This is a genomic window from Paenibacillus catalpae, from assembly GCF_900112695.1.
Lineage (GTDB): Bacteria > Bacillota > Bacilli > Paenibacillales > Paenibacillaceae > Pristimantibacillus > Pristimantibacillus catalpae.
The window spans coordinates 898,057-911,238 of the sequence record NZ_FOMT01000003.1 but is presented as its reverse complement, the minus strand read 5'-3'; the positions used below and the strand labels follow the sequence as shown (position 1 = coordinate 911,238).

Here is a 13,182-nt window from a genome sequence, read left to right as displayed (position 1 = left end):
GCGGTCGGCCATTTCCTTTTTGCTGGCTCACGCGATCTCCTCCTCAGACAGCTGCGACGATACAATCTCCTTGTAAACCTCGCAAGTTTGCATAAGTTCCCTGTGGTTGCCGATTCCAGCAATCCGCCCTTCATCCAGAACGATGATGCGGTCGGCATCCATGACCGTACTTACGCGCTGCGCGACAAGCATAACCGTTGCATTGCCGACTTCAGACTTCAGTGCCGCACGAAGCTTCGCATCCGTCTTGAAGTCAAGCGCCGAGAAGCTGTCGTCAAACACATAGACTTCCGGTCTTCTCACTAATGCGCGGGCTATGGACAAGCGCTGCTTCTGACCGCCGGACACGTTATTTCCGCCTTGCGCGATCATCGAATCGTAGCCCTGCTCCATTTTGCCGATAAATTCGGAAGCCTGCGCAATGGCCGCGGCATGTGCAACATCCTCATCCGTAGCATCCTCATGGCCGTAACGGATATTTTCCGCCACGGTTCCGGTGAACAGAACGGCCTTTTGCGGAACAAAACCGATTTTGTGACGAAGATCCTCTTGAGACATGTCTCTTATATCCATGCCGTCGATGATGATTTGACCGGCATCTACATCATAGAAACGGGGGATCAAGCTGACCAGCGTAGATTTGCCCGCTCCGGTACCGCCGATAATTGCGGTTATCTCACCGGGTCCAGCCTGGAACGAAATATCTGACAATGCCGGCTGCTCGGCACCCGGGTAGCTGAACGTAACCCCTTTAAACTCAACGTAGCCTTCTTTGCCGTTGTTCTTTTTCGTTACGTCTTTGTCAGACAATGTTGGTATCATTTCAAGCACTTCATTAATACGTACAGCCGATGCCTGTGCACGCGGAATCATAATGAGCATCATCGACATCATCAGAAGCGAGAACATAATTTGCATGCCGTACTGGATAAAAGCCATCAAAGAGCCAATCTCCATATTGCCATTGTCAATACGGATACCGCCGATTGCGATAATGACAATGGTCGAAATGTTCATAATGAGCATCATAAGCGGCATAAGAACCGCCATAATTTTGTTTACACGAACCGCTGTATCCGTCAGATCCGCGTTTGCTGCATCAAACTTTTTATTCTCATAGCTGATCCGGTCAAACGAGCGAATTACACGAATCCCTGTCAGACCTTCGCGCAGAACCAGATTCAGCTTATCGATCTTCACCTGCATCGCCTTAAACAGCGGAATGCCTTTACGGACAACCAGGAAAATCGCTCCCGCCAGCACCGGGATAACAACTACAAAAACAAGCGACAGCTTCGCGTCCTTCGAAATCGCCATAATAATACCGCCGATACACATCATCGGCGCGGTAATCATCATCCGCAAGATCATAATGAGCACTTGCTGAACCTGCGTAATATCATTCGTAGTCCGGGTAATCAGTGAAGCAGTCCCGATCTTATCAAATTCCTGCAGCGAGAAATTCTCGACATGCCTGAACACCTTGGTACGGACATCCCGCCCAAACCCCATGGCGGACTTTGATGAATAATAACTGGCCAGCACCGAGCAAATCCCGCCCGCTGCCGCAACAAGCAGCATGTAACCGCCAATTTTCCAAATATAAGCCCTGTCGCCCTGCGAAACACCTTTATCCACAATATCAGCCATCAAGGTCGGCAAATATAAGTCCGATAGCGTCTGCAGGAAGACGAATACTAACACACCAACTACTAATAGCCGAAACGGCTTTAAATAGCGGAATAATTTCAACATGAATTAATCATCTCCACCTGAATCGTTCAGATTCATTTGTTCGAAATAAGTCGTCGTTTTCTTGAGCAGACGGATCAACTCTTCGGTATCCTCTTCGCCCAAATAATCAATTAAGCCGTTCATCCGATCTAGAAATCCCTTTAATGCTTTCTTGGCGGTTAAATCGCCTTCTTCTGTTAGAAAGACACGGACCGCTCTTCTGTCTTTTGGGTCCTCTTTGCGAACAACAAGCCCCATCTCTTCCAACTGGTTAAGCAGCTGCGTGACAGTTGGCGAGGTTACGCGAAGAAACTTGCTTAATTCCGATACTTTTATTCCTTCTTTGTCCCCTTTGCCCATACGCTTGATTACAACTAGCAGCCGAAGCTCACTATGCTTCTGTTTGAGATCCAGCGGCTGATGGTTCCAGTTCATCTTATTGAACAGCATAAACACTTCAATCAGTTTCCGCGCTGCGGTCTCTTCTCCACCGCCGGCCATTTGATCACCTCACCCTTTAATTATGTAAGCTACCAATTATTTTAGCACTAATAATAATAGGCAACCTAATTATATGGCACCGATCCTTCAGCCGTCAATATGATAAGACTTTCATGAGAGCGTTTCTAAACGGATTCTCATTTAATTCTCATAAAGGTGTCTTTCTTTACAATTCATTGACCTTTCTCTCTAATTGGGAAATTTTATGCTGTTTCGGATGTGGTATAGTAAATCCAGTCAAGATGGAATCTATATTCGGATGAATTTACAAGCGAAAGGAAACCATACAACCATGAAAAACAAATTCAAATCCCTCAAAAAAATAATGAGCTTAAGTTTACTTGCTACGATTGCCGCTTCGGCTTTCACTCTTGCAACAACAACCGATCATGCAAATGCTGCAACAGAAAAAACATTGGCCTTGATCAGCGAAGGTAAAAACTACTTAGGCGTACCTTACAAATACGGTGCCCCTGTCGGCATTACATATGCTTTTGACTGCTCGTCCTTCACTAAATTCATGTTCGCCGGGCTCGATGTTAACCTCCCTCGTACAGCAGCAGAGCAAGCTAAGGTAGGCAAAAAGGTTCCAAAGACGGAACTGAGCACGGGCGATCTTGTATTCTTCAAGACGAATGGAATCAGCATCAGCCATGTGGCCATTTATGCCGGTTCGAAAAAAATTCTTCACAGCTCTTCAAGCCAAGGCATAACGGTAACTGACATGAACAGCTCTTATTGGGCGAATAAATATGTGACTGCGCGCCGCGTAGTGAGCTAAAACAATAGATTAAAGGGCTGAGCGATGATGCTCAGCCCTTTTTTTGTTTGGACGGAGGATTGCAGACTTGATGCACAGAATACTTCAGCATAAGCCATTCGGAGGGGAAACGATGGAGATTAGAGTACTAAATGAAAGTGACGCGGAACTATCCCACAAGCTCCGGCTGCAATCCCTGCTGGGCAATCCCGAAGCTTTCCTTACCACCTATGAAATTCAAGCTGCACGACCCATTGAGGAAATCCGTGAACAGCTGAAGCCCGAGGATGGCCGGTTTACATTAGGCGCCTTTCAGGCAGGCAAGCTTGTTGGCAGTGTGACCTTCGTCAGGGAATTCAAGCCCAAAATCATTCACAAAGGAAACATCTATGCGATGTATGTTGCACCGGAGGCGCGCGGTCAAGGGATTGGCAAGCGGCTGGTTGCAGAGCTGGTGAGAAAAGCTTCTACTCTGGATGGGCTCGAGCAGATTAATCTGACCGTGATTTCGGAAAATGCCGCAGCGAAGGCCCTATACGCCAGCTGCGGATTTGAGGTATTCGGCATTGAACGGAATGCCATGAAGGCCGGCGATCAATACTGGGATGAGGAAAATATGGTACTGCGATTGAAATAAGCGAGAGCAAAAGAAAGAGGTTGTCCACCAGGGACAACCTCTTTCTTCTATTATATAGCGCATTATTTGCTCAAAGTTTCGGTTAGAACCAGAAACTTCGAGCTGTTATTACTTGCTCAAAGGTTCGGTTAGAACCAGCAAACTTCGAGCTGTTATTACTTGCTCAAAGGTTCGGTTAGAACCAGCAAACTTCGAGCTGTTATTACTTGCTCAAAGTTTCGGTTAGAACCGGAACGATTTGCGATTTACGCGACACAACGCCTTTGAGAAGCGCTTTGTTGCCTTCCAGCGTTACGTTGTAAGCTGTCTCAACAGCGTTAGCTTTGGCACCCAGAGCAAGTGCGATCGAGTCGCTATTCAGAATGTCGGTAACAACGAATACGAACAGGTCGAGACCTTTTTTCGCGATGGTTTCGTTGATTGCTGCTTCCAGATCCGCTTGTCGAACCAATACGTCGTTTGTATCAACGGCGTTTACTTGAGCGATTTCCACTTTTGCGCTGCCCATCGAGAATTCTTTCGCGTCAAGCGACAGAAGCTGCTCGATTGTTTTGTCGCGAAGATCCGCGCCCGCCTTCAGCATTTCCAGACCGTAAATTTCCGCGTCAACGCCAGCGATTTCAGCCAGCTCGCGAGCTGCTGCTACGTCTTGGTCTGTGCAAGTAGGCGATTTGAACAGAAGGGAGTCAGAGATAATAGCGGACAACATCAGGCCTGCGATTTCTTTGCGGATCGCTACGCCGTTTTCTTTGTACAGCTTGTTAAGGATTGTAGCTGTGCAGCCAACAGGCTCAGCACGGAAGTACAAAGGACCTGCAGTCTCGAAGTTAGCGATACGGTGATGGTCGATCACTTCGACTACACGTACTTTCTCGATATCAGTAACGCTTTGCTGGCGCTCGTTATGGTCGACCAGAATGACGTTGTTCACTTCACCTGCAACGGTCTCAACAAAACGAGGAGCTTCTGTTTTGAAGTAGTCCAGTGCATATTGTGTTTCGCCGTTTACGTCGCCAAGGCGTACTGCTTCTACGTCAAAACCAAGTTTCGCTTTCAATTCCGCATAGGCAATCGCGGAGCAGATTGTGTCTGTGTCCGGATTTTTGTGCCCGAAGATCAATGTTTTTTCCATTGCGTACATTCTCCTTATTTCCCGATAATAGAAACCCACATACGATTATATCGCATAATGCGTTTAACTCCTACTTCTTTACACCGATTAATGCAAAATGTTCACATCAAGTTGTTGAACCTTCCAGCCTTTGAAGCTTGCCTAACAACGGAAATCGATGGTATAGTACGTCCATATAAAGATGAAACCGTAAATAGGAATGGGAGAGGTAAGCTTATGCCATATAAAATTGCTTTCTTTGACATCGACGGCACGTTATTGGATGAAGAAAAACAAATACCGCAGGATACGATCGATGCGATCCGCGACCTGCAAGCAAGCGGCGTACCTGCTGTTATCGCTACAGGCAGAGCGCCATACTTTTTCGCTCCGATTGCCGAGCAGCTTGGTATTGATTCTTATGTCAGCCTAAACGGCGCGTATGTGGTGTACAAAGGAGAAGCGATCTACCGGCGCCCTATTCCGCGTGAAGACGTGGAAATCTTGGTTAACCATGCTTCTACAAACAGCCACACTCTTGTGTTCGAAGGTCATGATTCTTTCTACCGAAATACCGAATCTCATCCGCATGTGTTTAATTCCGTAGCTTCCTTGCGCGTTGCGCAACCAGGCTTTGATCCGAACTTCTGGCAGAACGAAGACGTCTATCAGATCTTCCTGCATTGTACCGCTGACGAAGAACATCTATACGCATCGGCGAATCCGGGTCTGCGCTTTATCCGCTGGCACGATACCGCAATGGACGTTCTTACAAACGACGGCTCCAAGGCACAAGGCATCAAAGCCTTGCTTAAGCTGTTAAACATTGCGCCGGAAGAAGCTGTCGCTTTTGGCGACGGCTTGAACGATAAAGAAATGCTGGAGGTTGTTGGCCTCGGCATCGCAATGGGCAACTCCGTTGAAGAGCTGAAGCCATACGCGAATTACATTACTACTGATGTCAGCGACAGCGGGATCCGCAACGGTCTCGTGCATGCCGGCCTTATTAAATAATTCATTGAGCAGCCCGCGGATTCCGCGGGTTTTATTTTTTTCAGGCAGTTGTATCGTAATAGCTAGAATATCCCAAACTAACTCAGGTACATATGACGCATTAACCAGTTGCCGGCCCCCACGCTAGTCACCGCCTTCACGAACCCATAACTTGACAACACTAAATATATTATCTATATTAATTTACGAAAAGTAACCAAGAGAAGGAGGGCTTCATCATGTCCATAAGCATCCATCCAGATACCGTCCTTGGCGCTGTAAAGCTTAATATCAGCAGCCTTGCGCAATCATTACGCTTCTATACCGAGGTTGTAGGCCTGAAGATTCTGGAGCAGACCGACCTTACAGCCGTTTTGACTGCTGATGGCAAGACAGCTCTCGTTCTGCTTGAGCAAATACCGGATGCCATCATTGCACCGGAGCGGAGAAGAACAACCGGGCTGTACCATTACGCCTTGCTGCTTCCTAACCGCAAAGAGCTGGGTTTGGCCCTAAAACGGCTGGTTGCCCACCGCATCCCTATCGGTCAAGCGGATCATCTGGTCAGCGAAGCCTTGTACATCTCCGACCCTGATAACAACGGGATTGAAATCTATGCTGACCGGCCACGCTCCGAATGGAAACGTGATGCGAACGGCGATTATGTGATGGCGACAGATCCAATCGATTGGGAAGGTCTATTGCAGGAGGCTGGCGAAGAAGATATAACGAAAGGTCTGCCGCCTGAGACCGTTATGGGTCATGTCCACCTGCATACCGTGGGCATTCCGGAATCACGGGCATTCTACAACGGCTTGCTTGGCTTTGATATTGTCGGGGACTACACCCAGATGCGAGCACTGTTCATATCGGCCGGAGGTTATCATCACCATATCGGGCTTAATGTATGGGCCGGAATCGGAGCCCCCGCTCCATCCCCTCAATCTACGGGTCTTGATTACTTCACCATCATCTTCCCTGATTCCGCCGAGCTTTCCTCGGTCCTTGAACGGCTTCTTGCCGCAGGCATTTCTGTTCAGCAGCAGGACGGCGCTGCCTACGTCACCGATCCGTCCAGCGTACGCATTAAACTTACCACGAGACTTGTCCAACAAAACAGTTAAGGAGCTGCTATAATGACCGATATTATTTTTCACGGGCATTCCTGTGTCCAAATTACCTCAGGTGACAACTCGCTTGTTATCGACCCGTTCCTCAGAGGTAATGAACTGGCTGTAACCAAGCCGGAAGATATTAGAGTAAACTCCGTCCTTCTGACGCATGCCCACATGGATCATATTCTTGATGCGGAGCCAATCGCCCGCGCGAATAATGCTCCTGTAGTCGCCAACGTAGAGCTGGCCACCTACATGTCCTGGAAAGGTCTTGAGACCATTGGCATGAACATCGGCGGCACGGTTGATCTGGGCTTCGCCAAAGCGAAGATGATTCAAGCCTTCCACAGCTCGGGCATTACGATCGCGGAAGAGCAGCGTATTATCTATGGCGGTATGCCGGGCGGTTATATTGTTACGGTGGACGGCAAGACGATCCTTCATGCCGGCGACACAGCTTTGTTTGGCGATATGAAGATGATTGGCGACCGCCATAACATTGACGTGGCTCTTATTCCGATTGGCGATCACTACACCATGGGTCCTGAAGACGCGCTTCAGGCAGCCGAATGGTTTGGCGCCAAGCTGACTATTCCGGTCCATTACAATTCGTTCCCGATTATCCGCCAGGATGCGGAAGCCTTCGTTCAAGCTTTGGAGGCAAAAGGCTTAAAAGGCCAGCTTCTCGAGCCAGGCCAGAAGCTGTCTATCTAATCAAAAGCACATCAGCTGTCTTCCCGTTACGGAAGGCAGCTTTTTTATTTTCCATTAATGAAAATGCTGCTAAAAACGTTAATAATAAGTAGACAATGATTTGAAATACAAAAGAGGTGCAACACAATTATGAACGGAATCCGATTATTGCTGGCCGATGATGAACCGCATATTATACAGTTTCTTGAGCTGGGACTGTTAAATGAAGGGTTCGACATCCGTACGGCGCAGGACGGTGCAGCTGCTTTGCAGCTTGCTAAGGAATTTCAGCCCCATGTTCTTATTCTGGACGTCATGATGCCGGAGATGAACGGCTACGAAGTATGCCAGGCGGTCAAAGACACCGGAGCGAACGTTGCTGTCATTATGCTTACCGCGAAGGATGAGATCGAGGACCGGGTGAAAGGCTTAAGCCTTGGTGCCGATGATTATGTAGTAAAGCCCTTCAGCTTCGAAGAGCTGTTTGCCCGGATTAAAGCCCGGCTTCGCAACCAGTTCCCAAGTCTGCTGGGAGAGGCGTCATATGGCCCTTTCCGTATTAACGATTTGAAGAAGGAACTGATTTACCAGGAGCAGACATTAGAGCTCTCCCCTACCGAATATGCGCTGCTAAAGTACATTGTCCTGAATAACGGCATTGTTCTGAGCAAAGCGCAAATTCTGGACAGTGTATGGGGCTACCGGTTTGGCGGAGAAGAAAATATCGTTGAGGTGTATATCCGCTCACTGCGGGACAAGCTTGGCGACAAGGAGCACCGGCTTATCCGTACACTCCGTGGAGTCGGGTACCGGATGGATCTGCCATGAGGCTATCCGTCTGGTCCCCCCGCTCCCTCCGATTTCAGCTTCTTCAGCGTTCCCTGTTTGTGCTGGCTGCTCTTCTGCTTATGATCGGGATTTTGCAATATATGCTGATGAAGGATTTCCAGTATAAAAATAAAGCAGAAGCGCTGGAAGCGCAATTGATCTCTCTGCCCTATGAATGGTTCAAGGGCGGCCTCATGGACGGTGATGGCGGAAAGCCCGGTTTTGTTCCGCCAGGACAGCCTCCTGTTCCATCACCTTTTTATTATCAGCCGGGCTTGTCCCTTGCATCGATTAATTCCCAGGGGGAATTCACGGATCTGTCCAATAAGGACGGACTGAAGGCACCCTCCTTATCTGCAAGTCAATATAAGGAGATGATTCAGCGGCCCAATAAGCATGGAGCTTACCGGATCATGACGGACAGCGAAGGCACGCAGCAGCTTGTTGTCTTTCATGTAACGGGACCTCCCGGCCGCCCGGACGGGATTATACAGGCCGGAACGGATACCGCTTCCCTGCAGCAGATCCTGATGACCCAGCTTGCCATCTTTATCGGATTGTCTGTGCTTGCACTGGCCGCCGGTCTTTCCTTCTACATCCCGCTTCTTCAACGTACGCTCAAACCGTTGTCCCGCATGGTTCAGACGGTTAGTCAGACCGATGCCGCAAACCTCAGCGAGAGACTGCCTGTGAATCAGGGACAGCAGGAAATGGATCAGCTGGCATTCGCCTTTAACGGGATGCTGGAGCGTCTCGACCATTCCTTTGAGGCAGAACGGCAAACCACCGAGCGCATGAGACAGTTTATCGCGGATGCTTCCCATGAATTGCGGACGCCGCTTACGTCTATTCACGGTTTTATTGAGGTATTGCTTCGAGGCGCAGCCGCAAATCCCGATCAACTTCGCTCAGCCTTAACCAGCATGCAGCTGGAATCGAAACGCATTAATAAGCTTGTCGAGGATCTGCTGCTGCTCGCCAAGCTGGATCAAGCTCCGGCACCCGAACGGGTCGATATCCGATTAGACCAGCTATTACTAGAGATGGAGCCCCAGCTACGTCTGCTGGGAGGGGAGCGAAAATGTAGCCTGAACATATACTCTTCGGATATCCAGGTGTCCGGACATCCCGATCAACTCAAGCAGGCTGTACTGAATCTGTTCCTTAATGCTGTTCAGCATACCGATCCGACAGCCGGCGTACTGTCTCTTAAACTGTATACGGAGGATGAGGAAGCCGTTATAACCGTGACAGACAACGGATCCGGCATCGGAGAAGAGCATCTCCCCCACCTGTTCGAGCGCTTCTACCGGAGCGAATCGTCACGCACACGCAAAAGCGGCGGTGCAGGTCTTGGTCTTGCCATAACCAAATCACTGGTAGAGATACATCAAGGCTCTATCCAGGTTAACAGCGTTCAAGGATCAGGCAGTACGTTTCGGATCAGACTGCCGCTCGCCTAACTATTTGTTAAGGGCTATCTACTCATGCCACAGATGAGGGATAGCCTTTTTTCTATGCCCATCCAGACATTCAGCATTCTTTCAGCCAGCGTTAAGATTGTCATCAGAATCAGCCTATACAATAAGTTTTGTTAAGATAATGTAAACGAACACGAGAGAGAAATGAGGTGTAATAATGAGCAAAATCAAATTCAGGCATGAGCTGAAATTTTTCATTAATCATCTGCAATACTTCACGATCCGTCAGCGGTTAAGAAATTTGATGTTGCCTGATGAGCATGCCGGCCCGACAGGTGAATACCATATCCGGAGTTTGTATTTTGATGATATCAGTAATTCCGCTCTGCATGACAAATTAGGCGGCTACCGTGACCGGAAGAAATACCGGATCCGTATTTATAACGGCAAAGATAAAGTGATTCATTTCGAGAAAAAGCTCAAACGTATGGACTATATTGCCAAGCTGAAGGCGCCTCTCACCAGAGAGATGTACAACCGGATCATGGCAGGCGATTATGAAGTGCTTAATGTACCGGACAAGCCGCTGTTTATGGAGATTTATAACGAAATGCATGACAATCTGCTACGTCCGAAGGTCATTGTGGATTATGTCCGGGAGCCTTACGTCTGTCATAACGGCAACGTCCGGATTACGTTCGATAAGGATCTGCGGACGGGTCTGCATGCGGTAGATATTTTTGATCCCGAACTGGCGCCGGTTAAGGCGATTGACGAAGATCTCATTATTCTGGAAGTGAAATACGATGAGTATATTCCGGGCCACATCCAGACGGTGCTGCAGCTTGAAGGCCTGAACCGGCAGTCGGCGTCAAAGTACGTCATTTGCCGCAAATTTCTGAAATATAACTCGTGGGAGGATTATTAAACCAATGGATACAACAACAAACCCAAATGATACCACCAATACGTTTTCCGACCTTTTCAAAAGCTCGGTCCTCGACAACTTCAATACCAGCATCGATATATGGAAAATGCTGCTTACGCTAGGTATCGCTTTTCTGATCGGACTTTTTATTTACACGCTGTATAAAAGAATTTTCAGCGGCGTCCTGTATTCCAAGAGCTTTAACGTGTCCTTGATCGGGATGACGATCATTACTTCCGTCGTTATTCTTGCGGTCAACTCGAACCTGGTTCTGTCCCTCGGTATGGTTGGTGCGCTTTCGATCGTTCGTTTCCGTACTCCAATTAAAGACCCGACTGACCTGATCTTCCTGTTCTGGGCAGCAGCAGCAGGTATCGTAACCGGTGCAGGCTTCTTCACTCTCGCGGTCGTTGGCTCTGTTGTTATTGGCCTTGTTCTGTTCCTCTTCGTCAAGGGAGGCAAGGTCGAAACCCCTTTCCTGCTTGTGGTGCATTGCGCTGATGATCAGACCGAGAAAGCCGTTCATGATCAAGTAGGCAAGCTGGTCAAACGTTATAACGTGAAGCAAAAAACCGTTACCGCAGGCAATATTGAAGTTACTCTTGAAGTACGCCTGAACGATCAAGAGGGACGTTTTGTGAATGAGCTGTCCCAGATTGACGGCGTGCGCAATGCCGTTCTGATCAGCTATAGCGGGGACTATGTATCGTAATAGACGGGATGGTGCTTAAGATGAAAGCAAAGTTTATAGTATCGCTCTTCTCCATCATCCTGATCATTGGCATAACCGGATGCGGCACCAAGCCGGCATCTGATAATGACGGAGAAAATGGCGAGAACAAAGCTGTCTCCAAGAAGGAGCAGTTTTTAGACGAGAACGTATTTCCGAAAGATAAGGTTATTGACGTCAAAATTACGATGGATAAGGATGAATTCCAGAACATAATTGATAATGCCAGCGCGGAGGAATACCATGCGGCATCCGTGGATTATAACGGGGAGCATTTCGACAATGTCGGCATTCGCGCCAAAGGCAATCTAAGCCTATTCAGCGTTGTGCAGATGGATGATTCTGACCGATACAGCTTCAAGTTATCTTTTGACGAGTATGTGAACCAGACGCTCGGCGGCATCAGCAAAATCAACCTGAACAACAATTACAGCGATGCTTCCTATATGCGGGAATTTCTTACGTATGAACTGGCGGAGCAAATGGGCCTGCCGACTCCAAAGTTTTCGTTCGTAAATGTATATGTGAATGATGAGCCATGGGGCTTCTATCTCGCGGTTGAACAAGTCGGGGATGAATATCTGAACCGCAATTTCGGCAATGCCTATGGTGCTCTATACAAAGGGATCATGGGGACGGGCAGCGACCTGCTCTGGATTGATGACAAGCTGGATTCTTACCCGGGTCTTGCGCAAAAGTCCAAGTCTTCCAATAACGATATTCTGATCGATATGCTGAATGAGCTAAATAACGGCACCGATCTGGAGAAGTATATCAATGTCGATGATGCCTTAGGGTATATTGCCTTAAACGCTGCAACGAACAATATGGACAGCTACATTGGCGGCAACAAGCAAAATTATTATTTGTACGAGGATGACGGCGTCTTCTCGATTCTGCCTTGGGACTATAATATGGCCTTTGGAGGCATGGGAAAAATGATGGGAGGCGGCAATTCCAACTCGAGCAGCCTGTTGATCGACGAGCCGACCCAAAGCGCGGTGGCCGACCGGCCGCTGGTCGCGAAGCTGCTCGCCGTTGACGAGTACAAAGAGAAGTACCATGAGATGCTTCAAACGATGGTCGACGGCTACTTGTCCGATTCCAAATTCCAGGCAAGAGTAAATGAGCTTAACACGATGATCGCCTCGTATGTCAAAGCAGACCCTTCCTCGTTTTATACGTACGAGCAGTATGAAGCTGGCCTTAAGTCGCTGATCTCGACCAATGCGAGCACCGTAAGCAATATTTCCAAGCAGCTCGCTGGCACCATTGCCTCTTCCGGCGACGGCTCCGGCAGCGGCTTCGGTGGCGGCATGCGCGGCGGCAACCGCCAGCAAGGCGCGGGTGCGCAGCAGCAGGGCGCAGTGTCGGTTGCGGCTCAAAGCGGCAACGGCGCTGGCGCGCAGCAGCAAGGCGCAGCTCCTGACGACTTCCTAGGTGGCGACGGCATGGGCTTTCCGGGCGGCGACATGGGACAACCGCCGGGAGACTTCCAAGACGGCGGATTTGGCGGTATGGTTCAGCCACCGGATGGGTTCCCGGGCGGCGGAGGCTTTGGCGGCATGGGAATGGGTACCCAGGCTGACCAGCAGGATAACTCCCGGGAAGCCATAACAGCGGGCATAGCTATCATCATCCTTCTCCTGTCCTGTCTGTTCATCAAGTATTACAACAGCAGAAGACTATAATCTTTAAAAGCAAAGGAGCAGGGAATTTCCCCTGCTCCTT

The 13,182-nt window shown here is 48.9% G+C and carries 13 protein-coding genes; 10 read left to right on the top strand and 3 right to left on the bottom strand.

The genetic code is table 11. The features are described from left to right. Positions 1-27 precede the first annotated feature (27 nt). Positions 28-1,755: an ABC transporter ATP-binding protein gene (locus BM200_RS17665; protein ID WP_091187804.1), complete on the bottom strand. Its 1,728-nt coding sequence runs from the start codon at positions 1,753-1,755 to the stop codon at positions 28-30. A gap of 3 nt (positions 1,756-1,758) precedes the next feature. Beyond that, positions 1,759-2,235 (bottom strand): MarR family winged helix-turn-helix transcriptional regulator, encoded by a 477-nt coding sequence (locus BM200_RS17660; RefSeq protein WP_091187802.1) that lies wholly within the window; start codon positions 2,233-2,235, stop codon positions 1,759-1,761. A 292-nt stretch (positions 2,236-2,527) separates the two neighbouring features. Here BM200_RS17660 and BM200_RS17655 point away from each other — a divergent pair, with 292 nt between their 5' ends. Both BM200_RS17655 and BM200_RS17650 read left to right on the top strand, forming a co-directional pair. After that, complete coding sequence (locus BM200_RS17655) at positions 2,528-3,016, top strand: C40 family peptidase (protein ID WP_245773067.1); 489 nt, start codon at positions 2,528-2,530, stop codon at positions 3,014-3,016. A gap of 112 nt (positions 3,017-3,128) precedes the next feature. Further along, a complete protein-coding gene (locus BM200_RS17650) occupies positions 3,129-3,632 on the top strand; it encodes a GNAT family N-acetyltransferase (protein WP_091187800.1) in 504 nt (167 codons plus the stop codon). 202 nt (positions 3,633-3,834) lie between these two features. On the opposite strand, the gene BM200_RS17645 is transcribed toward BM200_RS17650, so the two are convergent. Then, the gene (locus BM200_RS17645; RefSeq protein ID WP_091187799.1) at positions 3,835-4,764 is read right to left on the bottom strand and encodes a manganese-dependent inorganic pyrophosphatase; all 930 of its coding nucleotides are present in this window, start codon (positions 4,762-4,764) and stop codon (positions 3,835-3,837) included. A 216-nt stretch (positions 4,765-4,980) separates the two neighbouring features. Between BM200_RS17645 and BM200_RS17640 the strand changes: the two genes are divergently transcribed. From BM200_RS17640 to BM200_RS17605, 8 genes are all read left to right on the top strand, one after another. Next, the gene (locus BM200_RS17640; RefSeq protein ID WP_091187797.1) at positions 4,981-5,757 is read left to right on the top strand and encodes a Cof-type HAD-IIB family hydrolase; all 777 of its coding nucleotides are present in this window, start codon (positions 4,981-4,983) and stop codon (positions 5,755-5,757) included. A gap of 218 nt (positions 5,758-5,975) precedes the next feature. After that, a complete protein-coding gene (locus tag BM200_RS17635) occupies positions 5,976-6,860 on the top strand; it encodes a VOC family protein (protein WP_091187795.1) in 885 nt (294 codons plus the stop codon). Between the two features lie 12 nt (positions 6,861-6,872). Further along, positions 6,873-7,565, top strand: coding sequence for a metal-dependent hydrolase (locus tag BM200_RS17630; RefSeq protein WP_091187793.1), 693 nt, complete (start codon positions 6,873-6,875; stop codon positions 7,563-7,565). A 129-nt stretch (positions 7,566-7,694) separates the two neighbouring features. Beyond that, a complete protein-coding gene (locus BM200_RS17625) occupies positions 7,695-8,372 on the top strand; it encodes a response regulator transcription factor (protein ID WP_175532909.1) in 678 nt (225 codons plus the stop codon). After that, positions 8,369-9,835, top strand: a complete 1,467-nt coding sequence (locus tag BM200_RS17620) for a sensor histidine kinase (protein ID WP_091187790.1) — start codon at positions 8,369-8,371, stop codon at positions 9,833-9,835. The genes BM200_RS17625 and BM200_RS17620 overlap by 4 nt, the downstream gene beginning before the upstream one ends. Before the next feature lie 175 nt (positions 9,836-10,010). Then, a complete protein-coding gene (locus BM200_RS17615) occupies positions 10,011-10,721 on the top strand; it encodes a polyphosphate polymerase domain-containing protein (protein WP_425434576.1) in 711 nt (236 codons plus the stop codon). 4 nt (positions 10,722-10,725) lie between these two features. Further along, complete coding sequence (locus BM200_RS17610) at positions 10,726-11,433, top strand: DUF4956 domain-containing protein (RefSeq protein ID WP_091187787.1); 708 nt, start codon at positions 10,726-10,728, stop codon at positions 11,431-11,433. 20 nt (positions 11,434-11,453) lie between these two features. Further along, a complete protein-coding gene (locus tag BM200_RS17605) occupies positions 11,454-13,142 on the top strand; it encodes a CotH kinase family protein (RefSeq protein ID WP_091187786.1) in 1,689 nt (562 codons plus the stop codon). Positions 13,143-13,182 lie beyond the last annotated feature (40 nt).